The organism is Burkholderia sp. Bp9099 (assembly GCF_003857805.1).
Lineage (GTDB): Bacteria > Pseudomonadota > Gammaproteobacteria > Burkholderiales > Burkholderiaceae > Burkholderia.
Window position 1 is genome coordinate 33,384 of sequence record NZ_QTPU01000042.1, and the last position, 23,333, is coordinate 56,716.

Sequence of the window (23,333 nt, forward strand, 5' to 3'; positions counted from 1 at the left end):
GAACGGAGACGAATGGCGCATGCCAACGCCGCCACACGCGTCCTGCGTGCAGGCTGCTTCGCAGTGGATGGTCCGGCATGCGCTCAAACAGGAACAAGACGGCTAACGTCGATCAACGTCACATCCCGAGGGCGGCCATCTTCTTGTAGAGGGTTGCGCGCCCGATGCCGATGCGTGCGGCCGCCTTCGACACGCATCCGTCTTCGGATCGCAGCGCGGCACTGAGAAAGCGCTTCTCGAACATCTTCATTGCGTCCTCGTAGCTTGTACCGTCGATGTCCATGTCCTGTGTCGCGTGCGGCTCCCGGACACATAGGACATCGGCGAGCGTGGCTTCGATATTCCCGCCGACATGTGCCGCCAGCACGTTCGCGGTGATGCACGAGCGATCGGAAAACATCAGCGCACGCTCGAGCGTGTTGCGCAATTCGCGCACATTTCCCGGCCACGCATGCTCGCGCAGCAGTTGCAGCGCGTCGTCGCTGAGAGTCGGCCGATCTATATGGTGATGCGCTGCCAGATCATCGAGGATCATGTCGGACAGTGCGGCGATATCGTGGGTGCGCTTTCTCAGCGGCGGCGTTTGAATGGTAAGCACGTTGAGCCGGAAATAGAGGTCCGCGCGGAAGCGACGTGCGGCGACGAGCTCGGGCAGTGCGACCGAGGTTGCCGCAATGATCCTTGCATTGCTCACGACCACGCGGTTCGAGCCCAGCGGTTCAAATTCCTTTTCCTGAAGTACGCGCAGGAGCTTGCTCTGCAGCGACAGCGGCATGTCGCCAATCTCGTCGAGGAAAAGCGTGCCGCCGTGAGCCAGTTCGAACTTTCCGACACGGCCTTTTCGGTCGGCGCCGGTATAGGCGCCCGCAGCCGCGCCGAACAATTCGACCTCGAGCAGCGAATCGGGAATTGCCGCGACATTGACGGCGACGAACGGTTTGTCGGCGCGCGCCGATGCACCGTGTATCGCATGGGCGATCAGTTCCTTGCCTGTCCCAGTCTCGCCGAGCAGAAGCACAGGGGAATCGACCTGGGCCGCACGTCGCGCGAGACGCTTTACTTCCAGGCTGGCGGGGCTTGTGCCGATGAAATTCGCCAGCCCGTATCGGGCTCGCCGCGTCTGGGCCAGTGCGTGGCGCGCCGCGATGAGTTCCGCCTGCAGGCGAGAGTACTGGCTGAACAGCGGTGTGAGCGCCTTCAACTCCCCAAACAGCGCAAAACCGATGGCGCCGATAATCGCGCCGTTGTCGTCCTTCAGCGGCAAGCGCGTCACGACGAAGGGTTCGCGCTCGGTTTCCATGATGTCCAGCAGAATCGGTTTGCCGGTGTCGACGACCTCTCGCATGAGGCTGTTCGGGATGACCGCCTCGCAATCGAGACCGATCGCGATCTTGGGATCGGCAAAGCCGAAGTGGGCGGCATATTTTTCGTTGATCCAGACGACCTTGGCGTGTCGGTCGACGATCAGCGTGCCCTCGCTAGAATTGTTAAAGGTTTCGAAGAGTGAGCGCATCGCGCGCCCCCATACGTAGTTGTAGTCGCTCAGGTTCGTGCCGACCTCGGTTGCCATTCGGATCTTCTCCTTGTTGTGTGACAGTGCCGTCCGGTCCTGCTTGCTGCGAATCGTCTCGGATTGGAGACGAAGGGAAGCAGTGTCTCAACTTGCAGATTCGCGCGGGAGTGGGAGTTCCCCTGATCAATTTCGTTTCTTGTGTGGACGTATTCATGGAAATGAAGTCTCGATTCCTCGCTTTCAGTTATGGATCGCACCGGCCATGGAAAGGCGGCATGACGCGCTACGGGCTGGAGGAGCAGCTCGCCGCTGCAATACGTGTCAGTGAGAGGGCCCGGAATATCGACCGGTAGCAGGCATGGATGCTGCTTATGATTCGCTCGGCGCCAGGAATCGACCGCGGTTCGTTCGACCGTTCTCTGGCGCGGCCGGTGTTGTGTCGGTCTGCTTGATCCGAATCGGCTGGCCTTTCACGACGGAACGGTCTCACGTGCCAGCTTCGTATGCAGTATCCAAACAAGTAAAGGAGACGTCATGCAATTGCTTTCACGACGCCAGTGGCGGTGGCTTGTTGGTTTCTTCGTCGCGCTCGCAACGACTTCTGCATTGGCCGCTGTCACGCCAGGCCCTGGAACCTGGAGCGCGCAGCAGACCTGGGCTGCGGATTCCGTCAATGGCGGCAATCTAACGGGTTATTTCTACTGGCCGGCGAGTCAGCCAACCACATCCAACGGTCAACGGGCGCTGATTTTGGTATTGCATGGTTGTCAGCAGACCGCGTCAGGCGACGTCATCAACAACAGCAGCACGGCCGGCTTCAACTGGAAGGCGATTGCCGATCAGTACGGCGCGATCATATTGGCACCGAACGCGACTGGCAACGTTTACTACAACCACTGCTGGGATTACGCGAACACTTCGCCGAGCCGGAGCGCAGGGCATGTCGGCGTCTTGCTGGATCTGGTGAATCGCTTCGTATCGAATTCGCAATACGCGATCGATCCCAATCAGGTGTACGTCACGGGTCTGTCTTCCGGTGGTGGCATGACAATGGTGCTGGGTTGTATCGCACCGGACATTTTCGCCGGGATCGGGATCAATGCTGGGCCGCCGCCGGGAACGACGACTGCACAGATCGGGTACGTGCCGAGCGGGTACACGGCAACGACGGCGGCGAATCAGTGCAAGGCGTGGGCGGGATCGAACTTGAGCAAATTTTCGACGCAGATCGCCGGCGCGGTTTGGGGGACATCGGATTACACGGTTGCTCAGGCCTATGGTCCGATCGATACCGCAGCTTTCCGGAGCATTTACGGCGGCACCTTTACCCAAGGCACGAAAGTCACGATCCCTGGCGGCGGAACGAACACACCGTATTCGGACAGCAGCGGCAAGGTTCGGACGCATGAGATCTCCGTTTCCGGGATGTCGCATGCGTGGCCCGCCGGATCAGGCGGAAACAACTCGAACTACGTGGATGCCACCCATATCAACTATCCTGTTTTCCTGATGGATTATTGGGTTAAGAACAACCTTCGCGCGGTGTCGGGGCCGGCGCAGTCTGGCTCCGTGCCGACCGGCCTGGCGGTCGCCGGCACCACCCAGACGACCGTCTCGCTCTCGTGGAATGCCGTTGCCAACGCAACGAGCTACAACGTGTATCGCAATGGAAGCAAGGTCGGCTCTTCCGCTTCCGCGAGCTATACGGATTCAGGGCTGATTGCGGGAACGACCTATTCCTATACGGTGAGCGAGATCGATCCAAGTGCGGGGGAGAGCGCACAGTCGTCTTCGGTATCGGCAACCACGCAATCGAGTTTCGCATGCACCGAGACGACGGCAACGAACTATGCACATGTTCAGGCCGGCCGTGCGCATGATTCGGGTGGTACGGCCTATGCGAACGGGTCGAACCAGAGCATGGGGCTGGACAATGTCTTTTACTCGAACACGCTGGCGCAGACATCGGCTGGATACTACGTCATCGGCAACTGTCCGTAACGCGGGGCACGGCTGCGACAGGTGACCGGACGAGCGATCGGCCCGTCCGATTGCCCAGGATTGCCGGGGCGGTAGGTGCGCCCCGGCAACGCCATTAGGCATCGAGCCGGATCTGTACGCCAGACGAACTGTAAAGCGCGGTTGCCTTGAATCCGTCCACCACGACGGTATCGAAGCGTCCCTGCAAGCGGCTCGTATCGATGAGCGAAACGACGTCGCCGACCTTCGGGGTGGTGCCGGCCGCGAACCGTACATGCAGGGTGCCGCCGACCAGGGTCGTCTTTCCGGCGACCGCGAGCCGACCTGTGTCACCTGTACCGCGGTCGATCTCGAGAGTGGCGCCCTTCATCTGGGTGTACTGGCCGTTGATGTTGGCGCGTGCCGGGGCCTTGATCGCGAGGCTCCCGCCGGAGATGTATACGTCACCCGCACCAAATGCCTGGGTCGATCCCGCTGCAAGCGTCCCGCCGCGGACCTCGGTGCCTCCCCGATAGCCGTTCGCGCCGGCCAGTGTCAGCATGCCGGTGCCGGCGAAAGTCAGCTTGCCTTCGCCGCCGATATCGTTACGCCATGTATCGATTGCGTTGAACCCGCCTTGCGACGCATCCATTGTTACGCTGACGTTGCCGGTAAAGATGCCGTAGCCATCCGCGGCCGCGAACAGGTTGAGCCGCCCCCAGCCTTCGGTATCGTCGAGCACCGGAGAGCCGGATGCCAGTGCGGTCGTCTTCAGTACGACTCGACGCTGATCGGCACTCAGATACGGCAACCGTGTTTCGAGCAGCACTTCGGCGCCTTTCGGCACGACCGCGCCGTCAGTCGTCGTTCCGATCGGTGCGAAGCCAAACGTCAGCCTGCGCGCATAGTTTGCCTTGCCCGCCGCGTAATCGGAGAAGCGATCATTCGATACCGTGCCGGCATGCGCGATAGCAGTGAAGGTTGCGGGTGTTGTGTTGGTCAGTGAGTACAGCGCGGTGTGCGCCTGCTGCAGTGCTGCTTGCTTCAGCGCCGTGTTCGCCGGATCGACGAGATTGGCGGCGACCACCGCCTGTGCGAGCACGCGGCCGCCGATCACGTCGAGTGGCGAATGCATGCCGGCGAGGATGCGGTTCTCGCCGAGTTCGAGCCCGCGACCGATCATCTCCTGAAACCGCTCGGGCAGCACATAGGCCATCGCAAGGGCGTCGCGCATGGCTTCGGCGGAATGGCCGCTCGGGAAACCGCCGTCGGTTGCGGGCGCCGAACTCTCGGCCGGAACGAGCGTCGGTGCGACCATCACGCTCGTGCTCCATCGGTATGGACGCGCATACTTGTAGAAGCGCTTTGCAGGCTCGGTGGAGCCGTTGTTGCCCATGGTATTGATGAAGTCGACGACGGAACCGAACTGTGCGTTGGCGCTACCCCCTACGCCAGTGTTGTTGCCGGTATCGCTGTAGAGCTTCGTCGTCGCGTCGGAAGGCACCGACGTGATGCTGGTCGTTTGCCGTGCGGCGCTGCGCCATGCGTCGGTAAGCGGACCCATGCCATCCGATACGCTGTAACCTTTGCCGCGACGATCGTCGTAATACGCGGCCTCTGCTTGCGCGGCGGTGCGTTGCATCGTCGCATTGACTACATACTGAACGTTTGCATTCAGCACCGCCGCATTGAGTGCGGTTCCGCCGGGCGAGCCGTCGTTTGGCAGACCGGTCCAAAGCGACGGCGCGATCGCCGGGAAACCCCCGGCAGCGGGAGCACTGACGCCCGCATCGACGAGGTCCGTGAGGGGTTGCCACAGCGCACGAAAGCCGTTTAGCACGCGCACGCCAGCATTCGTATTCATCGACGCGTAGCGCGCGTCGCCGCGCTGATTCGTCGCCGCGGTGTCGACGAATGCGGGCACGCCAGCAGGCACGGGTGCACTGTCGATGAAGCCTGGATCAGCAGGAGCTGCTGGGATCTGTGCAACGATTGCAGGTGGTTCGGCCCCGCCGATGTCGTCGCCGCCGCATGCGGCGACGAGGAAGGTCGCGGTAACCGCGATGGCGAGCGTATGGCGTGAGATTCGTCGACGCAATGGCATGACAAGTATGTTCCACGAAGTGTCAAGAGAGCGCGTACGATATGTTGGCTTTGTGAAAGATGCATGAAAGGGCGGAAAGAACCTTTCAGCCGAACGCACCAAAACTCGAATCAATTGCGGGAAGTGCGACGTTTTTAGGGGGCTGGTCGCGGCGAATCGATATACATCGGACCCACCTGGAATTGATTCAGTGACATGTTCCAGCCAGACACCGTTCACGCTTGAATATCAACGAACTCAAACGGCTCTGGTTCTACCGGAAGCCTGTCTGGGCGGAAGAAGCCTGGGAACACTGGATCGAGCAAGCCCGGCAAAGCGGGATTGCCGCGCTGCAACTGTTCGCGCAGCGCTTGCGGGGTTACTGGCACGGAACCCTCGCCTGCTGCCGCCATCCGCTCAATACCAGCGTCGTCGAAGGCATCAACAACACCATCAAGGTCATCAAGCGTCGGGCCGACGGGTACCGCGACGAGGAATATTTCTTCCTCAAGATCCGCGCCGCGTTCCCCGGTAATTTCACCCGCATTGCGGACACGCGCGCGATCCCGCTGTCGGCGCGGGAATCTGGCGGAACTAATCGCGTATTTGCGATCACGGTCGAGAGTGCGCCCGTGATCCCAACGAGTTCATGACGTTAGCCGCGGCAGGCGTGCCGATGCATCGGCCGGCCTCGTAAGATTCACGACAGCGTCAGCTCAGCCGGCAACGTTACTTCGAGCAGTTCCAGGTCGATGCTGCAGTCGGCAAAGCCGTACGGTGTCCCGCCCGGAATCGCAATGCTGTCGTCGGCCGTCAGAGGATAGGCATTCGCCCCTTGCGTGACCGTCAACTGTCCGGACAACACGAAAAAGAAGCAGAACTCCGATTCGTGCTGCAATTGCTCGACCTGCGCGCTTTCCTCCAGACGAACCAGGCGCACACCGGCCAAACCATCGGTTGCACGACCGATGCCGGTGTCGGAGGCGACGAAGCCGTTCATCCGCCACTGGGACCAGCTCCCGCGTGCCTGCTCGTAGCGCACGAAGCGCTGTCCGTCGAACTCGCGGTCCGGCTCGAGCGTGCTGCTCGGCAGCGTCATGTCGTGGTCGGCCATCGTGATGTGTTCGGCCGGCGTGCCGATCTCGATCACTTCCGCGCCGGCCGAGCTCTCGAGCACGCGATGCCGGATGCATGGCGGCTGCAGCACACAGTCGCCGGCATTCAGCACGAACGGCTCGCCCTGGCCTTCGTAGACGACCCGCACCCAGCCTTTGCGGCAGAAGATCATCTGGAAGCGGATTTTGTGAAAGTGCACGTAATCGGGCACCGGGCCGCCTTCGAGAATGCGAATGTGCGATGCGATGAACGCGCCGCCGTGCCGATTCGGCAGCAGGTCGCGATAGCGCAGTCCGGCGCGTCCGACGCTCCATTCGGCGCCGTCCTGTACACGCGACAGCACGAGTTCCTGTCGGTTGACGGGCGTTTTCATCTTCGGCTCGGCGGCGATCAAGCGGATTTCGACGCCGTTCGGTGCAACGAGCGTCCGATTGGATTCGCCGAGCTGCATCTCGTCGTCGCAGAGCACATCGAGCTTCGTCACGCCATCGGGCGCGCCGACGGCCACGCGCAGTGTCAGGTTGCCGCGCGACAGGATGGCCGTGCGAGGGCTGTCCGCGGGGAAAATCGCGTCGATGCGAAAACCGAGGCGCTCGATGAAGAACTGCGTCGTCGCAGGCAGATCGGTGCAGGACATCGGCACGTGAAAGCCGCGAATGCCGACGATCGGTTGGAAGGGAAGGGTCGTTGCCATAATTCGTCCGTGGAGTGTCGTGGTACAAGGGATGTAGTTGCGTCTTACCGTGTCGGCTGCGGCGGTCCGGTCAGCACGCACGACACGCCCTCGCGGCGCGGTGCCTTCGAACGTACGATGTGCGGCGTTTTCATCGCGGCAGGTGCGCCGCGACGCGCTCGATTCCGGCAGCGGTAGTCGTCGCGCCCGGTGACAACCGCAGCGTACGGCCACGTGAATCGACATGGATCCGCCGTGATGCCAGCATCGTCACGATCAGCTGAGGATCATGATCCGCCGGGATCTCGACCATCACACTGCCGCCGCGCAGCCCGTCGTCGCGAGGCGACAGCAGCCGGTAGCCTAGCCCATCGGCGATCTCCATCAGTTGATGGCAAAGCGCGAGATTGTGCGTGCGCAACTCGCCCGGGCGTTGAGCGAGCAGCCAGTCGATGCCCGGCTGCGACGCGACGAACGGCAGCAACGATGGCGTGCCGGTATCGAAGCGACGCGCGCCCGCTGCATAGGAAAACGTGTCGAGGTTCCAGTTGAATGGATCCGGCTGACTGAACCAGCCTCGCACGCCAGGCTGCATGCCGTTATCCAGCAGATGCGGCGCGACATAACCGAGGCCGGTGCCAGGCGCGCCGCACAGCCACTTGAGCGTGGAACCGCAAACGAAATCGACCGGTGTATCGTGCAGATCGAACGGCAGGATGCCGGCGCCCTGGGTGATGTCGAGCGCGACGAGGCTGCCGGTGCTGCGCGCCTGCGCGATGAGCGCAGCCAGATCGACGCGCTTCGACGTCAGCGACGACACCCATGTGACCAACGCGAGCGCGACCTCCGCATCCCAGGCGGCGATGAAGTCTTCATCGCGCACGTACGCCTCGCCTTCGCGCACGGGCACGGTTTTCAGCGTGAATCCGCGTCTCGCGGCCACACCGTTGAGCAGGAAATGCAGGCTGGGGAAGCAGTCCGCGGCGACCAGCACGGTCCGACCCGCCAGCGCGGCGTCGTCGAGGCCGTCGAGAAAGCGTGCGAAGACGTCCGTCACGTTCTGGGCCCCGAACACGTGTGCGGCGTCTGCACCGATCAGCGTCGCCCAGCTCGAAAGGAGCGCATCGCGCGCGCCGAGTCCGGCGGCCCAGCGGCGATCGTCCGGGGCATACCAGTCGGCGGTGAAACGCGCGAGCGCGTCCGTTACCGCAGCCTGCTGGCCGGGAAAGATGCCGACAGAGTGATACATCAGCCAGCCGCTGAAGTCGTCGTCGGTTGCAATGGAGGATGGCGTCATGGTCGAGGTTGCGTCCGGATGTCGGGTGTCGGACTAGATGTGTTTGACGATGGACCGGTGATGGATTCCGATGCAGCACAGGCTCAGCACTGCGCAGGCCATCAGGTAGAACGCGGGGGAGACCGGATCGTGAGTCCAGCCGATCATCGCGGTGACGAGCCACGGCGTGAATCCGCCGAACACCATCACGCCGATGTTGTAGCTGAACCCGAGGCCGGTGCTGCGCACGGTGGTCGGAAACAGCGAAGCCAGCACTGCCGCGAGCGGCCCGAAATAGATCGCCTTCAAGGCACCTGCCAGCACCATGATCGCCATCAGCACCGCGAACGACGGGGAACCGATCAGCCAGCGAAAGCACGGATAGATCGTCAGCAGCGTAAGGGTGGCGGAAACGACCATCATCCTGCCGCGACCGTAACGATCCGCGAAATGGCCCATCAGCGGCGTGAAGATCATCAGGATCGCGCCCGTCAGCACGGTTGCAGCGAAGCCGGTGGAGGCAGGCAGATGCAGCTGTTTGACCGCATAAGTCGGCATGTAAAGAATCATCAGATAACTGGCTGCGGTCGAGACGGCCATGATGCCCGCGGCGAGCGCGACGCGGCCGAGATGGTGTGCAAGCAGGTCGCGTACTGGTGCGGCGTGTTTGGCTTGCGACGGCTGCAGCGTGTCGTCGATATGGCGTCGAATATAGAGGCCGACCGGCGCGACCAGCAGGCCGAACACGAACGGCATGCGCCAGCCCCACGATTCGATCTGGGCGGGCGTGAGCAGGCCGCTCAACGCGAGTCCGGCGAATGACGCAAGCACCGTGGCGGCTCCCTGACTGGAGAACTGCCAGCTGCCGAGAAACGACTTCCGTGCGGACTGTTGTTCGATCATCAGCGCTGTGCCGCTGCCGAACTCCCCGCCCGTCGAAAACGCGATGAGCACGCGCGCCAGCATCAGCCCGATCGGTGCCGCGATGCCGATACTTGCGTAGGTGGGAATCAGCGCGCAAACCAGCGTGCCGACCGTAGTCAGCCAAAGTGCGGCGAGCAGCCCCGCCTTGCGACCGTGCCGGTCAGCGTAGCGGCCGAGCACCAGCGCGCCGAGCGGGCGGAACACGTACGAAATACCGAACGTGCCGAACGTGAGGAGCAGCGAAACCGTGTCGTCGTGCGCGGGGAAGAACAGCTTCGATAACGTGACCGCGAAGAAGCCGTATGCGGCGAAGTCGAACCATTCGAGTGCATTACCGATGCTGCTGGCGACGATCAGGCGCTTCAGTGGCCCGTTGTCCTGGCGGACGGCCGGTTGATCTGTGACGATGGATTGCATGAGCGTGGTCCGGAGAGGAGTAGTGTCGAGTCAAGTCGGCTCAGGCTGGAATCAGCGTGCCGCGGCGGTATGAAGTGCGTTGTGTATCGCCCGCCCGGATACGCCCAGATCCCAGAATAATCCCGTCATGATCTGCAGCGCTTCGCGTGCGACGCTGCCGAGAAGGTGTTCGTCCGGCGCATGCTGGCGGCAGTTCGGATAGGAGTGCGGCACCCAGATGGTCGCGAGGCCGAGCGTCGTCGCAAAGCACTCGTTCGGGATCGTGCCGCCGAGGTTCGGCAGGATCGTCACCGGCTTGCCGCTGGTGGTCGCGATCGATGCTTCGGCCCAGCGCGACCATGGATGGTCCGGGTCGAGGCGCGTCGCATTGCCGGAGGCCTCGATCGTGACGTCGACATTGTCGAACCCTTCGCGACGCAGATGGGCGAGCAGCAGTTCACGCGCGTTCAACCAGTCGGTGCCCACCACGAAGCGCAATTGGCAGACCGCTTCCGCGCTGGCGGGAATCGCGCTGATGGGTCTGCCGATGTTGCCTGCCTGCATCGCGAGCACTTCGAGCGTATTCCATGCGTAGACGCGTTCGGCGTCGCTCAGACCCGGTTCGCCCCAGCCCTGCGACAGCGGCGGATCGCCGTCGTCGGCGCCGACTTCGAGCTTGCCGACGAGCTCGCGCACGCGCTGCGGAATCGGTGGCGGCAACAGGCCATTGACGCGGATCCGGCCGTGGCCGTCGACGAGGCTCGCGAGCGCATTGGCCAGCACCGTTGCGGGATTGGCGAGCACGCCACCCCAATTGCCGGAATGACGCGCGCCGAACGAGTTGACGACGCGCAGCCGGAAATGCAGTGCGCCGCGCGAGCCGAGGAACATGGTGGGGGCGGCGGCGCGTTGGCGCGGGCCGTCCGACGCGATCAGCAGGTCGGCCTGCAGCCGTTCCGCGTATCGCGTACAGACCGCATCGAGCCCCGGCGAGCCCACTTCCTCGCCCATTTCGATGATCACCTTGGCGTTGAACCCTAGCGAGCCGCGCGTGGCGAGCACCGAAGCGAGGGCAGTCAGGTTGATCGAATGCTGTCCCTTGTTGTCCGCAGTGCCGCGGCCATACCAACGATCGCCTTCGATGTGCAGCTCCCACGGCGAGCGCCCTTGCGACCAGTTGTGCTCGTCGCCGTTCACGACGTCTCCGTGGCCGTAGATCAGCACCGTCGGTAGCCCGGCGGATTCCATGCGCTCGCCGACAAGCATGGGTGGCATGCCGGCCACCGGGTTCTCGACGATTTCCGTCGTGAAACCGAGCGCATGCAGAGCCGGTCCAATTTCGTCGGACAGATAGTGGCGCAGTGCCGCTTCCGCCTGCGGATTCTGGCTCTCCGTGCGCAACGCGACACGGCGGCTCAACGCCGCATGAAAGGCGCCGCTGTCATAGTGGCGGGCGGCGTGCGAGAGGGCTTCGGAGCGTGTCATGTCGAAAAATGTGGAGCATCGATGACGTTCAGACTACCGGCATCGAATGTTTTTTGTATTCGCAATCAAACAACGTATATTTGCGAAAATCGCAAACCCCGCGGAGACACGCCATGCGCAACCTGCTTGATTCGTCGTTGTACTACTTTTCAGTGGTGGCGCAGAGCGGGTCGCTCAGCGCGGCGACCGAAAAGCTTGGCGCCACCGTCTCGGCGCTGAGCCGCCACATTGCGAAGCTGGAGGGTGATGTTGGCGCACCGCTGTTCGAGCGGCACGCGCGCGGCATGGTTCTCTCGGACGCGGGGCGCATGCTGCTGCGTTACGCGCAGAGCAGCCTCGCGGAGGGGCAGGCCGTGATGAGCGCAATCCAGGGGGACAAGGCGCGCCGCGAGCGCAAGCTCCGAATCTCGTGCACTGAGGGCTTTGCACTAGACTTCCTGCCCAACTCGCTTTCCGCGTTCTACACGCAGCATCGGGATGCTGTCATCTCGATCGAAGTGACGTCGTCGGACGGTGCGAGCCGAATGCTGGTGGACGGCGACGCGGCGATTGCGCTGTCGTTCAGCCTGAAACCCGAACCCGATGTGGTAGCGCATCTCACGTTGCCTGCGCCGGTGCTGGCGCTAATGTCACAGGATCATCCGCTGGCATCTCGCCAGACGCTGTCCTTGGTCGACCTGCAGGCCCATCCGGTGCTCCTGCAGGACACGGGAACGACCATACGGCAGTTGTTCGACATTGCCTGTAACGTCGAGGGCATTGATGTCGTGACGCCGATCACGAGCCGTTATGTGGCTTCGCTGTACCGCTTCACGCAGGTGATTCCGGGCGCGATCATGCTTTCCGGTTTCATGTCGGTTGCAAACCGGTTCGAAGCAGACGGCCTTGTTGCGGTGCCGTTCGACAATCCACTCCTGCAGCAGCGTCGTCTGCAGGTGAAAACCTCTGCGGCTCGGCCGCTTACAGAGCTTGCCACGCTTTGCCTTGAGCATCTGACCGCTGATCTGCAGCGAACCCAGGCGCGACATCCGTAGGTGCGGTGCCCCCTGGACGTAGGGGGCGAGCTTTGCATCCCGCGCAAAGCCCGCTTGTTTGATTTCGAACGCACCACGGAAAGAGCAGCGCTAGAGTGCAATGGCACCGACTTCTCGGACTACACGCGAAGCGCCTGATTGCATTCAACCCTGGAGATCAACGTGAAAAAAAACCTGCTTGCCGTCACGGCGGTACTGTCGGTAATTAGTATTCCTTCTCATGCTCAGAGCAGCGTGACACTGTACGGCATCGTCGACGCCGGTATTGCGTTCAACAGCAACTCTGGCGGCAGCAGGCTCTATCAGCTGTCGAGCGGAAACATGCAGGGTAGCCGTTGGGGCCTTCGTGGCGCCGAAGATCTGGGCGCGGGGCTGAAAGCCGTGTTCGCGATCGAGAACGGTTACAACGTGACGAATGGCAAGTTGTTGCAGGGGGGGGACGAATTCGGCCGGCAGGCCTATGTCGGGCTGGCGTCGGACCGCTTCGGCTCCGTCACGTTGGGGCGGCAGTATGACGTCGTGGTCGATTTTGCCGCGCGCTTCGAATCAGCGGCGCAATGGGCGACCGGCTACGGCGCGCATCCCGGCGATCTGGACAATCTGCAGAATTCGAACCGCGTCAACAACGCGATCAAGTTCAAGAGCGTCGACTACGCGGGACTGAAGTTCGGCGGTGTGTATAGTCTTGGCGGAGTTGCAGGGCATTCCGGCACGAATCAGATCTGGTCGGTCGGTGCCGGATACGACCGCGGACCGCTGTCGCTGGGCGTAGGTTATCTCAATGCGCGAGATCCGAATTACTCCTTTTTCGGCAACAACAGCACGTCGAGCACTACCGCGTCGAACATGACGGCCAGCACGGTCTATTCGGGCTACGCGTCAGCGCGCACCCAGCAGATCATCGCAGCGGGTGCGGCATATCAGCTTGGCCATGCGACGATCGGCGCGATGTACACGAACACGCAGTTCCGCGGCCTGGGTGCGCTTTCGTCGCTGAATTCGTTGCACTATCAAGGTACGGCGGCGTTCCACAATGCCGAAATGAACTTCAAGTATCTGCTGACGCCTGCATTGACCGTGGGCGCCTCGTATGACTACATGAAAGGCTATGGCGTCAACCATGCAACCTACCATCAGGTGAATCTCGGCGTGGACTATTTCCTGTCGCCGCGAACCGACGTCTATATCAGCGGCATCTATCAGCATGCGACAGGAACGGACTCGACCGGCAAGACGGCCGTCGCGAACATCACGGGGTTCTCGGCTTCGTCGAACGGTAATCAGTTTGTCGCAGTCACCGGGATCCGACACAAGTTCTAGTCTCCGGACGAACAGTAAGCGATATTGATTGACCCACACGGCTGCGCTGGCGCAGCCGCAGCCGCAGCCGCAGCCGCAGCCGCAGCCGCAGCCGCAGCCGCAGCCGCAGCCGCAGCCGCAGCCGCAGCTGCAGCTGCAGCTGCAGCTGCCTTCGTGCCGGATGACGCTTACTGCTGCCAGCCCGTTATCTCGCGCTCGAACTGATCCCGCAACAGCGCAGCGAACTCCTCAGCCAATTGTGACGCGGCCCCATGCGGAGGATACAAAAGGAAATTGGGGTAATTGATCGATGGTGAAAACGGTAACACCTTGATCCCATGGCCCACATAGTCCGTCGCCACCAACGGATGCGCGAGCGTCACACCGAGCCCGAGCTTCACCATTTCACAACATGTCGCGCTGTACTGCGCTTCGAGCGACAGGGTGCGCTCGATTCCCTCTTGTTCGAACACACGGTCCGTCTCCTCCCGCGATCCGTCGCCATGCACGAGCGAAATGTATTGCTCGCCGCGAAGGTCCGATGCCTCGATTCTGCTTTTATTCGCGAGACGATGATTCTTCGGCAAGAGGCAAACGACCTCCGAGTCAGGCAACGCAACGGCCTGACACGTAGCGGCCGCAGAGACGAACGCGACGATCCCCACGTCGCAGAACTGCGAAGAAACCCATTGCTCTACCGTATTCGACGTGTTCGTGTGAATCGACACGGTCACGTCTGGTCGAGACTGTCTGAAGCGCTGCACGACTCTCGGCAGAAAGCTCATGCCGATGCCGGGGATCGACGCAATGCGTAGACGGCCGCTGCCAAGATTCCGAATGCTGTCGGCCGCATACGCGAGACTTTTCAGCCCGACGAAGACACGCTCGACTTCGCGAAAAAGCGCCTTGGCTTCCGGTTTTGGATTGAGACGACCCCCGGAGCGCTCGAAGAGCACGAGCCGCGTATCGGCCTCCAGTTGTGTAATCAGCCTGCTTACATTGGACTGGGAGGTGTGAAGTTCCGCAGCGGCGCCCGTCGTCGAGCCGGCTTGCATCACCGCACGGAAGGCTTCGATCTGGCGTAGTTTCATCTGGACTATCTCTTTTTGGCATAGGTTGGCGTCAGATTGGTATTTGACTGCATAAGGGTGGTCGCTCAACATCCGTATTAATACGCACGCGTTGCCGGGGCCGCGACATCGGCTTCAAGTAAAGCTGGTCGGAATTGCTTGTTCCTTCCGTGCTTGAACCCCAATGGGCGGCAAGCCACGGTGACATTGTTATTTTGAGCAAGGACCGTATGAAGACGCATCGCTCGACGGCCCACTACGATGTGATCGTCGTTGGTGGTGGTTTGGTCGGATCAGCAGTTGCCTATGGCATCGCCCGGCAAGGTGCCCATGTGTTGGTCGTAGACGAGGGGGACGACGCATTTGGCGCCTCCGTTGGCAATTTTGGATTGGTGTGGGTGCAAGGCAAAGGAATCGGGCTACCTGCCTACACGACCTGGACCCGTGAATCCGCGCGGCTCTGGCCAGCGTTCGCCGACGAATTGCGTGATGAAACCGGCGTGGACGCGCAATTACTGCAACCTGGCGGTTTCGACCTGTGTTTTTCGGATGAGGAACTCCAGGAGCGTGGAAGGCAACTGCTGCAGCTGTCGGGCGATGCCGATGGCGACTATCCGTTCGAGGTGCTCGACGCGGTGGACCTGAGGGCCCGCATCCCCGAAATCGGCGCTTCGATTGCCGGCGCAACGTATACGCCGATGGACGGCCACGTCAATCCTCTAAAGCTGCTGCTCGGCCTGCGAAGGGGCCTGGTCAACCGTAAAGCACACTTCGCCACCTCCGAGCGCGTCGTGCGAATCGACTCGCAATCGGGCGGATTCGTCGTCCATGGACAGCGCGAGCGCTGGTGCTCTGCGAGGGTCGTGCTCGCCGCCGGGCTAGGCAACAAGGACCTCGCGCCGATGGTCGGGCTGCAGGCACCGGTCGTGCCGATACGTGGTCAGGTTCTGATCAGCGAGAGAGTCGCTTCGTTTCTGCGTTTCCCGACCGTCACCGTGCGTCAGACGAACGAAGGCACCGTCCAATTGGGCGACTCACTCGAAAACGTCGGTTTCGACAACGGCGTCACGACGGATGTGCTCGCGGAGATTGCGATGCGCGGCGTGAAAGCATTTCCGCTGCTTCGTGATGTGCGTCTCGTGCGAGCGTGGGGTGCGCTGCGCGTGATGACGCCGGACGGCTTCCCGATCTACGAGGAGTCCAGCGCGTGCCCGGGCGCGTTCAATATCAGCTGCCATAGCGGCGTCACGCTGGCCGCGGCGCATGCGCTGCGCCTTGCGGGCTGGATCACTGGCGCGCGGGAAGCCCCCGTTCTACACGCGTTCGCCGCTGATCGCTTCCGGAAACCATACGAAACATTTAGCCATGTCGACTGAACCTCTGTTCGAGCAATTGTCCACCGCGCATGCCCCAAAGGTGCGAATTTTCTTCAACGATTCGCCATACGAAGTGCCGGGCGGGATGAATCTGGCGGCGGTTCTCCTTGCCGTGGGCATTCGACGCTTCCGCAGAACGCCCGTGAGCGGAGCCGCGCGTGCACCGTATTGCATGATGGGGGTTTGCTTCGAGTGCCTGGTGGAGATCGACGGCCAGCCCAATTGTCAGAGTTGCCTCGAAAGCACGCGGGACGGCATGCGTGTGCGGTCGCAGGAAGGCGTAAGGCAGGTATCGATCGAATCGCCTGTCGAATCCGATACGAGCGACCGCAAGGGGCAGGGACAATGATTGCCGAATCAGTTGATGTTGCCGTGATCGGCGCAGGGCCCGCGGGCATGGCCGCTGCGACTGCCGTCGCGCATGCCGGACTGTCGGTCGTGCTGCTTGACGAGCAATCGACATTGGGGGGGCAGATCTATCGGTCCATCGCCCATACCGACGACGAGCGTGTCGCATTGCTCGGGCCGGACTACGCGGCTGGCGCCGCTATCGCAGCGGCGGTGTCCGAAAGCAATGTTCGTCACGAAGCGGGGGCCCAGGTGTGGTTGGTCAGCAGGGACCGCGAGATTCATTACACGCAGTGCGGTCGCAGCAAGTCGCTGGCGGCTCGTCACCTCGTGCTGGCGACCGGCGCGATGGAAAGGCCATTTCCGATTCCCGGATGGACGACGCCAGGCGTGATGACAGCCGGCGCGGCGCAAATCCTGCTGAAGGCATCGGGCACGGTGCCGAGACACCCTGTCGTGCTCGCGGGTTGCGGGCCGCTACTCTATCTGCTTGCGTGGCAATACCTGCGCGCTGGCGTGCCCATTCGTGCTGTCGTCGAGACGACCGTTCTGGCCGACAGGATGCGCGCGGCGAGACACTGGACGAGTGCGTTGCTTGGATGGCGCGATCTGATGAAAGGTGTGAACCTGCTGCGCGCGCTGCGAATCGCGCGGGTACCGGTCTACCGAGGTGCATCAGATCTGCGTATCGAAGGTGAGCAGGCTGTAACCGGACTGACCTTCACTGCTGGCAACAAGCGCCAGCATGTCGAAGCAGAACTCGTGCTCCTGCATCAAGGCGTCGTGCCGAATACGCAGATCTCCTGGTCGCTTCAGGCATCGCATCGTTGGGACATCGATCAGCTTTGCTGGGTACCGAACCGTAACGACGTATTTGAGCTGGATGTGCCTGATGTATTCGTCGTGGGCGACGGTGGGGGTATTGCCGGCGCGAAGGCGGCAACGGCGCAAGGCCGGATATGCGGGCTGGAAATCGTTCGGCGTCACGGCAAGATCGACATTGTCGAATTTAACCGAAGCGTGCGCCGATTGCGCGCCGAGCATGCCGGGCACCTTCACATTCGACCGTTTCTCGACGCGCTGTATCGACCCAGTGACCGCGCGCGAATCCCGGCCGATGACGTACTGGTTTGCAGATGCGAGGAGGTCACGGCTGGTGCAATTCGGGAGTCGGTTGCGCTCGGATGTGTCGGCCCGAACCAGGCGAAGGCGTTCAATCGATGTGGGATGGGGCCCTGTCAAGGACGCCTGTGCGGGCTCACCGTTTCCGAAATCATTGCGCAAGAACGTCAGGTTTCCCCGGAAGTTGTGGGCTATTACAGGATCAGGGCACCCATCAAGCCGCTCACGCTCGGTCAATTGGCCGGAGCCGCAGAGTGTGTCCAGTGACAGACGATACGTCGGAACACGAGCAGCGTTCGGCGAGAAGCATCCAAATGATGGCAACCGGGGTGTCGATGGCGGCACATCCGAACTTTACGGAGGCACTGCATGATCGATCGTCAGGGAGTGAATGGAAGGCTAAGCAGGGTGTTGGTCGTGAATGGGTTTGTTTTCCTGTCGGGCGTGACCGCCCGAGACACGACGGGTGGAGTCGGTCAACAAACGAAAGACATTCTTGATCAGATCGATAGCCATCTGAAAGCAGCCGGTACCGACAAATCTCGCATCGCGGTTGCCAACATCTGGCTGGCGGACATCGATACTTTCGACGACATGAACGAAGCATGGGATGCATGGGTCGACAAGGCCTGTCCTCCCGCACGCGCTACGGTCGAATCGCGCCTTGCGGGTGAAGACCTTCTCGTCGAGATTCAGGTTCAGGCGGTTGTGTAACCGTCCGATGTCGTATGAGAGGTAGGAAGCGCGAGCGAATCGGGAAGATCGCCCGCTCGAGGAGGTGTGTGGAGATTGTGAATCGACGCGGACCGGTCCTGCTACCACATGGCTGCACCTATCTCAAATTTGCATAGCGTGCACAGGTAGTCGCAATGCGAACGGGTTTGCCGGAGCATACGATGAGTATGTATCGACTCAGAATATGGGGCGGCCACACGAGCGGGAAATGGGTATTCGTCGTCGGGAAATTTTTTTGGTGGAATGATCGAGGTTCTTCCGCTTTCTCAAATGAACGATTGGACATCTTCTTAGGTTTGTGTTGTACGCCTGATGGATCATATCGAACGGTAAGGAGCGGAGTTCGCTGTTTGTTTTTGCTTTAAGGTAGCTTGCGCCAGGCTGATTCACCCGATAATAAATCATATGACTAACTGAATTGTTAGGTCGATTAAAATTCTGATGAGTTGAGGAGCGGAGATGAGAAAATTTGTTGCTTCGGCTGTACTGTGTGTGCTTGCGACGTCAACATGGGCGGCGGATACTCTGCGCTTTGGTATTGAGGCGGATTATCCTCCATTTGAATATAAGCTGCCCAGTGGAGAATTGACGGGTTTCGATATTGATATTGGAAACGCTGTTTGCGCCAAGTTGAAGGTGAAGTGCAAATGGATCGAGAATTCTTTCGATGGGTTGATTCCTGCATTGCAGGCAAGAAAATTTGACGCCATCAATTCGGCCATGTGGGCTACAGAGCAACGTGAGAAGGCGATTGACTTTACGTCGATAATTTATACGCCTCCGATTCGCCTGGTGGCGCGATCGGGTAGTCACATCCTTCCGGACGCAGAATCGCTGAAAGGAAAGCGCATTGGCGTTCAGCAAGGTGGAACGCAGCAATATTACGCGGAAAAAAAGTGGGCTCCAGCTGGTGCTGCCGTTATTACATATCCGAGTCAAACAGCAGTATTTGCTGATTTGGCTGCCGGTCGAATCGATGCAGCCTTGCAGTCGCAGCAAAGTGCTGAAGATAGCTTTCTGAAAAAACCAGAGGGAAAAGATTTCGCATTCGTCGGCGGACCATTGACTGATGAAAAAATATTTGGTCGTGGGGTTGCCTTTGGGGTTCGAAAGCAGGATTCCGATTTGAAAGAACGACTGAATATGGCGATTTTGTCATTAAAGCAAGACGGCACGCTCGATAAGCTAGCGAAAAAATATTTTCAATATCAGATTGTGGACCATTAAGCTTCTGGCTGAGAAAAAGAGATTCGGTGATGTGTTACATCGAGGCGTTGGAGACTTCAATGGCGCATCATCGTGCCGTGCGCCGATCGTCGCTCAATTCAAGTCATATATTGACGAGGCTTGGAGCAATCATGTTCTCCAGAACGTCTCCAATCTCGCCTTGGTGCGCATTTTGGACTTGATGAGCACGGCGGCGTCGAGGCACTATGAGTCGATTTTCATCGTCACGCTGGACTCGGCTTTGGAGAGTGGACGGAAAAATTTCGACCGTTTGGTAATGGGTGACGCTGTGCGCGCCGATGGCGGCTATATGATGTGCGGAATTTAACTTTATCAGGAATATTAGAATTTCATACCCTCGATGGTCGTTGTTCGAGAATTTCTGGGGATTTCAATGCTTGATTTTAATATCAAAACAATGGCGCGTATCGTCGCAGCCGAGGTCTTTGAGATCGAGGCGGGGCTGGTTACGCCATACAAGATGACCGAAGGCACGTTGGTCTCAACGAGCGCCGTAATGGTGAAGCTGACGGACGCCGACGGCGTGGAGGGTTGGGGTGAAGCGAATCCTTACGATGTCTTTACTGGCGGCACGGCAAGCGATGCCGCGCGAGCGCTGAGGGACACCCTGCTGCCTATCGTGATGGCATCTCCTGCTCCTGCTCCCGGCAGCATCGATGAGGAACTCGACGCACAGCTTACCGGGCATCTTAGCGCAAAGGGAGCGGTTACCATGGCGCTTCTCGATATTCTGGGCAAGCGGCTGAATGTCCCGGCGGCGACACTATTGGGTGGGGCCCTGAGGAAATCGCTGCCGGTGCTGTGGCCTCTCAGTAACGGCACGGCCGACGAAGACATTCGCGTAATTGACGAGCGAATGGTCCAAGGATTCTCCAGTTTCATGCTGAAGATGGGCACGTCTCCGATACGAAGCGAGATCGGGCGCGTGGCGGAGCTTGAAGCGCGGTACGGGAGCGCGATCACGCTAATCGCCGACGCCAATGAAGGCTGGACTCGCGCAGAGGCTCGCGAGTTTCTTGATGGAGTGAGCGGCTCCCGCTTGGCGTTCGTTGAACAGCCATTGATCAAGTCGGACCTGGAAGGTGCGGCAATGCTGGCGAGAGACAGCCGCATCCCTATATCGGCTGACGAAGCCGTGGCGGGACTATCACATTCGGCTGAGCTGGCGCGCGCTGGTGCCGCGAATATCTTTAGCGTTAAAAGCAGCAAAAATGGCGGGCCATTGCGCGCTCAGCGCATTGCGGCGGTGGCTGAGGCATTCGGCATTCGTTGCTACATGAACTCGATGATCGAATTCGGCGTCACGCAAGCTGCGTCACTGCAACACGCCGTAACGATCGGGAATCTCGTCGATGTGGGGCACGCCTTTATGTCCACGTTACGGCTCACGGACGACCCGACCGATTTTTCGACGTTCGTGCGCAATGGAGTGGTGCATCTTCCGGAAAGAGCAGGGCTGGGCATGGAGGTCGACGAGCCGCACGTGCGTCGCATGACATCAAACGGATTTGAGCTTCGTGCACCAGCTTGAACTGTAAGGGCGACTGTTGCGTATAAGACACGCCAATTTGGAGGTGAAAGGTGCCGACGTCCTCAATGAGATCGACTTCACTGCCGTGATGTGGAAGAGGGAACGGCTTTATCCATCTGCGGAATATTGCAGAGTCTTCCGCATTTCTTCGTATCCGGTCTTTTAAGAACACCCCTCAGGAGTTGGAGGCAGCTGCCATGCTCCACGGTGTGAGGTCAGCATATTCGTCAGAGGTTGCAGCAAGTGAGCGGCAACTTTGCGAACAGTCAGACGAGGTAGACGTGCGGTTCGATGCTGTTTGCTTTGCATGTCTTGACGAGGGAGTACAGGTTGGCGTGGACCAGTGCGCTGGCGATCGTATCGGAGAACAACCAGCTCTTGCGGCCGATGATGAACGACCGTATCGCGTTCTCTCACGGGTGGTTTCGAAATCAGCCAGTTGACGTTCTGGGCGTAGCGGACCAGTTTGGGCCACTGTCCACTCATGTATTGTGAGTGATTCATAGGCGTCGTTTCAACTAAATGGAAGCGATGGGCCGAGAAATCGCCGCGCGATTGCGTTGGGTGCGCACACGAAACCAGCAATGCCGGCCTCGTGTACGGGCTTATCCGTGATTTTGTGGGCGGGGCATATCATGAGGTGTAAAGGCCATGGATATGCCGATGAAGAAGAAAAGACAAACTGTAGCGCGTCAGGCAGCGGCCCGAGGGCCGCTGCCTGAACTGCCCAAGGAACTGCTGGACCAATTGGTCAAGGGGCCGATGACGCTGCCGAGGTGCAGGACCTGAGGCTGGCGTTCAACAAGGCGGTCATCGAGCGCGCGATGGGCGCCGAGATGAATCTGCATCTGGGCTATCCTTCGGGCCAGCCTAAGCCGCCCGGGCAGGTCAACGAACGCGACGGTGCCAGCGGCAAGACGGTCATCACCGATCGCGGCCCAGTCCGGGGCGAAGTGCCTCGCGACCGTGACGGCAGCTTCGAGCCGATCCTGATCCCCAAGCACGAACGCCGTTGCACTGGCTTCGACGAACGCTTTATCGCGATGTACGCCCGCGGCATGAACGTGCGCGAGATTCAAGGGTTTCTGACCGAGCACTATGGCACCGAGGTATCGCCCGACTTCATCAGTTCGGTCACCGACGAGGTGATGGCCGAGGCGCTGAGCTGGCAGAGCCGCCCGCTCGAGACGATGTATCCGGTGGTGTTCTTCGACGCGCTGCGGGTCAAGATCCGCGACGACGGCGTGGTCAGCAACGAGGCCGTCTATCCGGCTTTGGGCATTCAGGCCGACGGCCAGCGCGACGTGCTGGGCCTCTGGATCAAGCAGACCGAGGGCGCTAAGTTCTGGCTCAAGGTGTTCAACGAACTCAAGACGCGCGGCTGCCAGGGCATCCGTAAGCATCTCACGGTGGCCGTCTTGCTGCGCTCGCCAAAAGTGCCCGTGTCGCATACGTCGCCTGAAAACCGGGCCACTATCTTGAAATCGAATTCACTCCCCTGGCATTGATCGGGACGCCGCCTTTTTATTTGCGGTGGCGTATTTCGTGATGCAGCGTATGAAGATCCAAAACGCAATGAACTATCTGCACCATCACCACGGACGCCCGCTGTTGCGCCGTGGTTCGTTTCGCAGTAAGCGTCGGGGCAGTACCGTGTTGACTGATGTGAGAAGAAGGTGCATGCGGATTCTGTAAGAGCGATCGAACCAGGTTACGAGTGTTGCACAGCAGCTGGATTGTCGCCGGGAGTGGTTGATGATACGAACCTATCAGGGCTCATGCCACTGCAAAGCAGTGCGCTTCGAGATTGACGCCGACATAGATCATGTGCGGGCAGTGCGACTGCTCTGTCTGCTCGATGCGGGGGGGGGCGTTAATTTATCGCGTTCCTGCGGACGCATTCCGCCTTCAGACGCCGTTAGATAGTCTATCTGTCTATCGCTGGGGTTCACGAACCGCGGCGGACTATTTTTGCCCCACCTGCGGAATCTTGCCATTTCGCAAGCCAAGCGCTCCTACTGCTGAGGAAGCAGCAAACGGAATGGCCCCCTTTTGATGGCTGGGCCTTTGTCAAACGCATTTGAAATCTGAGCCACTTCGCGCCTGATCGCGCAAAGTAAAACTGAGCCAGTCGTTACCTCTTCG

Annotated in this window: 17 protein-coding genes and 2 pseudogenes; 12 read left to right on the forward strand and 7 right to left on the reverse strand. The window is 60.5% G+C overall.

Annotated elements, in window-relative coordinates; genetic code table 11:
- Window positions 1-118: 118 nt before the first annotated feature.
- Window positions 119-1,570 (reverse strand): sigma-54-dependent Fis family transcriptional regulator, encoded by a 1,452-nt coding sequence (locus tag DIE17_RS33315; protein WP_124489149.1) that lies wholly within the window; start codon window positions 1,568-1,570, stop codon window positions 119-121.
- Between the two features lie 477 nt (window positions 1,571-2,047).
- On the opposite strand from DIE17_RS33315, the gene DIE17_RS33320 reads away from it, so the two are divergent.
- Window positions 2,048-3,514: a PHB depolymerase family esterase gene (locus DIE17_RS33320; protein ID WP_124489150.1), complete on the forward strand. Its 1,467-nt coding sequence runs from the start codon at window positions 2,048-2,050 to the stop codon at window positions 3,512-3,514.
- A 94-nt stretch (window positions 3,515-3,608) separates the two neighbouring features.
- On the opposite strand, the gene DIE17_RS33325 is transcribed toward DIE17_RS33320, so the two are convergent.
- Complete coding sequence (locus DIE17_RS33325) at window positions 3,609-5,576, reverse strand: phosphatase PAP2 family protein (RefSeq protein WP_124489151.1); 1,968 nt, start codon at window positions 5,574-5,576, stop codon at window positions 3,609-3,611.
- Between the two features lie 230 nt (window positions 5,577-5,806).
- Here DIE17_RS33325 and DIE17_RS33330 point away from each other — a divergent pair.
- Window positions 5,807-6,088, forward strand: a pseudogene (locus tag DIE17_RS33330) (transposase); the annotation flags it as partial.
- Between the two features lie 167 nt (window positions 6,089-6,255).
- Here the strand turns inward: DIE17_RS33330 and DIE17_RS33335 are convergent.
- From DIE17_RS33335 to DIE17_RS33350, 4 genes are all read right to left on the reverse strand, one after another.
- Window positions 6,256-7,365, reverse strand: coding sequence for a cupin domain-containing protein (locus DIE17_RS33335; protein WP_124489168.1), 1,110 nt, complete (start codon window positions 7,363-7,365; stop codon window positions 6,256-6,258).
- 130 nt (window positions 7,366-7,495) lie between these two features.
- Window positions 7,496-8,641, reverse strand: coding sequence for an aminotransferase class V-fold PLP-dependent enzyme (locus tag DIE17_RS33340; protein WP_124489152.1), 1,146 nt, complete (start codon window positions 8,639-8,641; stop codon window positions 7,496-7,498).
- Between the two features lie 33 nt (window positions 8,642-8,674).
- Window positions 8,675-9,961: an MFS transporter gene (locus tag DIE17_RS33345; protein WP_124489153.1), complete on the reverse strand. Its 1,287-nt coding sequence runs from the start codon at window positions 9,959-9,961 to the stop codon at window positions 8,675-8,677.
- Window positions 9,962-10,012: 51 nt separating this feature from the next.
- A complete protein-coding gene (locus tag DIE17_RS33350) occupies window positions 10,013-11,425 on the reverse strand; it encodes a M20 family metallopeptidase (RefSeq protein ID WP_124489154.1) in 1,413 nt (470 codons plus the stop codon).
- Window positions 11,426-11,538: 113 nt separating this feature from the next.
- Here DIE17_RS33350 and DIE17_RS33355 point away from each other — a divergent pair, with 113 nt between their 5' ends.
- Window positions 11,539-12,459 (forward strand): LysR family transcriptional regulator, encoded by a 921-nt coding sequence (locus DIE17_RS33355; protein ID WP_124489155.1) that lies wholly within the window; start codon window positions 11,539-11,541, stop codon window positions 12,457-12,459.
- Window positions 12,460-12,621: 162 nt separating this feature from the next.
- Window positions 12,622-13,779 carry a porin gene (locus DIE17_RS33360; RefSeq protein WP_124489156.1) on the forward strand — a complete coding sequence of 386 codons (1,158 nt, stop codon included), beginning with the start codon at window positions 12,622-12,624 and terminating at the stop codon, window positions 13,777-13,779.
- Between the two features lie 167 nt (window positions 13,780-13,946).
- On the opposite strand, the gene DIE17_RS33370 is transcribed toward DIE17_RS33360, so the two are convergent.
- Complete coding sequence (locus tag DIE17_RS33370; RefSeq protein ID WP_124489158.1) at window positions 13,947-14,849, reverse strand: LysR substrate-binding domain-containing protein; 903 nt, start codon at window positions 14,847-14,849, stop codon at window positions 13,947-13,949.
- Between the two features lie 209 nt (window positions 14,850-15,058).
- On the opposite strand from DIE17_RS33370, the gene DIE17_RS33375 reads away from it, so the two are divergent.
- From DIE17_RS33375 to DIE17_RS33415, 8 genes and pseudogenes are all read left to right on the forward strand, one after another.
- Complete coding sequence (locus DIE17_RS33375) at window positions 15,059-16,204, forward strand: NAD(P)/FAD-dependent oxidoreductase (RefSeq protein WP_124489159.1); 1,146 nt, start codon at window positions 15,059-15,061, stop codon at window positions 16,202-16,204.
- Window positions 16,194-16,553 carry a (2Fe-2S)-binding protein gene (locus DIE17_RS33380; protein ID WP_124489160.1) on the forward strand — a complete coding sequence of 120 codons (360 nt, stop codon included), beginning with the start codon at window positions 16,194-16,196 and terminating at the stop codon, window positions 16,551-16,553. The genes DIE17_RS33375 and DIE17_RS33380 overlap by 11 nt, the downstream gene beginning before the upstream one ends.
- Entirely contained in the window at window positions 16,550-17,941 is a 1,392-nt protein-coding gene (locus tag DIE17_RS33385) for an NAD(P)/FAD-dependent oxidoreductase (RefSeq protein ID WP_124489161.1), read from the forward strand. The genes DIE17_RS33380 and DIE17_RS33385 overlap by 4 nt, the downstream gene beginning before the upstream one ends.
- Window positions 17,942-18,043: 102 nt before the next feature.
- Entirely contained in the window at window positions 18,044-18,388 is a 345-nt protein-coding gene (locus DIE17_RS33390) for a RidA family protein (protein ID WP_124489162.1), read from the forward strand.
- A gap of 480 nt (window positions 18,389-18,868) precedes the next feature.
- Window positions 18,869-19,636: an ABC transporter substrate-binding protein gene (locus DIE17_RS33395; protein ID WP_124489163.1), complete on the forward strand. Its 768-nt coding sequence runs from the start codon at window positions 18,869-18,871 to the stop codon at window positions 19,634-19,636.
- Window positions 19,623-19,964 carry a hypothetical protein gene (locus tag DIE17_RS33400; protein ID WP_124489164.1) on the forward strand — a complete coding sequence of 114 codons (342 nt, stop codon included), beginning with the start codon at window positions 19,623-19,625 and terminating at the stop codon, window positions 19,962-19,964. Before DIE17_RS33395 ends, DIE17_RS33400 begins: the two co-directional genes overlap by 14 nt.
- Before the next feature lie 66 nt (window positions 19,965-20,030).
- Entirely contained in the window at window positions 20,031-21,188 is a 1,158-nt protein-coding gene (locus DIE17_RS33405; RefSeq protein ID WP_124489165.1) for an enolase C-terminal domain-like protein, read from the forward strand.
- Window positions 21,189-21,845: 657 nt separating this feature from the next.
- Window positions 21,846-22,582 (forward strand): annotated as a pseudogene (locus tag DIE17_RS33415) (IS256 family transposase); the annotation flags it as partial.
- Window positions 22,583-23,333: the final 751 nt, after the last annotated feature.

What these genes read in the sequence shown, in the direction of transcription:
- DIE17_RS33315 (WP_124489149.1), bottom strand. Translation starts at nt 1,570, where the DNA reads ATGGCAACCGAGGTCGGCACGAACCTGAGCGACTACAACTACGTATGG.
- DIE17_RS33320 (WP_124489150.1), top strand. Translation starts at nt 2,048, where the DNA reads ATGCAATTGCTTTCACGACGCCAGTGGCGGTGGCTTGTTGGTTTCTTC.
- DIE17_RS33325 (WP_124489151.1), bottom strand. Translation starts at nt 5,576, where the DNA reads ATGCCATTGCGTCGACGAATCTCACGCCATACGCTCGCCATCGCGGTT.
- DIE17_RS33335 (WP_124489168.1), bottom strand. Translation starts at nt 7,365, where the DNA reads ATGGCAACGACCCTTCCCTTCCAACCGATCGTCGGCATTCGCGGCTTT.
- DIE17_RS33340 (WP_124489152.1), bottom strand. Translation starts at nt 8,641, where the DNA reads ATGACGCCATCCTCCATTGCAACCGACGACGACTTCAGCGGCTGGCTG.
- DIE17_RS33345 (WP_124489153.1), bottom strand. Translation starts at nt 9,961, where the DNA reads ATGCAATCCATCGTCACAGATCAACCGGCCGTCCGCCAGGACAACGGG.
- DIE17_RS33350 (WP_124489154.1), bottom strand. Translation starts at nt 11,425, where the DNA reads ATGACACGCTCCGAAGCCCTCTCGCACGCCGCCCGCCACTATGACAGC.
- DIE17_RS33355 (WP_124489155.1), top strand. Translation starts at nt 11,539, where the DNA reads ATGCGCAACCTGCTTGATTCGTCGTTGTACTACTTTTCAGTGGTGGCG.
- DIE17_RS33370 (WP_124489158.1), bottom strand. Translation starts at nt 14,849, where the DNA reads ATGAAACTACGCCAGATCGAAGCCTTCCGTGCGGTGATGCAAGCCGGC.
- DIE17_RS33375 (WP_124489159.1), top strand. Translation starts at nt 15,059, where the DNA reads ATGAAGACGCATCGCTCGACGGCCCACTACGATGTGATCGTCGTTGGT.
- DIE17_RS33380 (WP_124489160.1), top strand. Translation starts at nt 16,194, where the DNA reads ATGTCGACTGAACCTCTGTTCGAGCAATTGTCCACCGCGCATGCCCCA.
- DIE17_RS33385 (WP_124489161.1), top strand. Translation starts at nt 16,550, where the DNA reads ATGATTGCCGAATCAGTTGATGTTGCCGTGATCGGCGCAGGGCCCGCG.
- DIE17_RS33390 (WP_124489162.1), top strand. Translation starts at nt 18,044, where the DNA reads ATGATCGATCGTCAGGGAGTGAATGGAAGGCTAAGCAGGGTGTTGGTC.
- DIE17_RS33395 (WP_124489163.1), top strand. Translation starts at nt 18,869, where the DNA reads ATGAGAAAATTTGTTGCTTCGGCTGTACTGTGTGTGCTTGCGACGTCA.
- DIE17_RS33405 (WP_124489165.1), top strand. Translation starts at nt 20,031, where the DNA reads ATGCTTGATTTTAATATCAAAACAATGGCGCGTATCGTCGCAGCCGAG.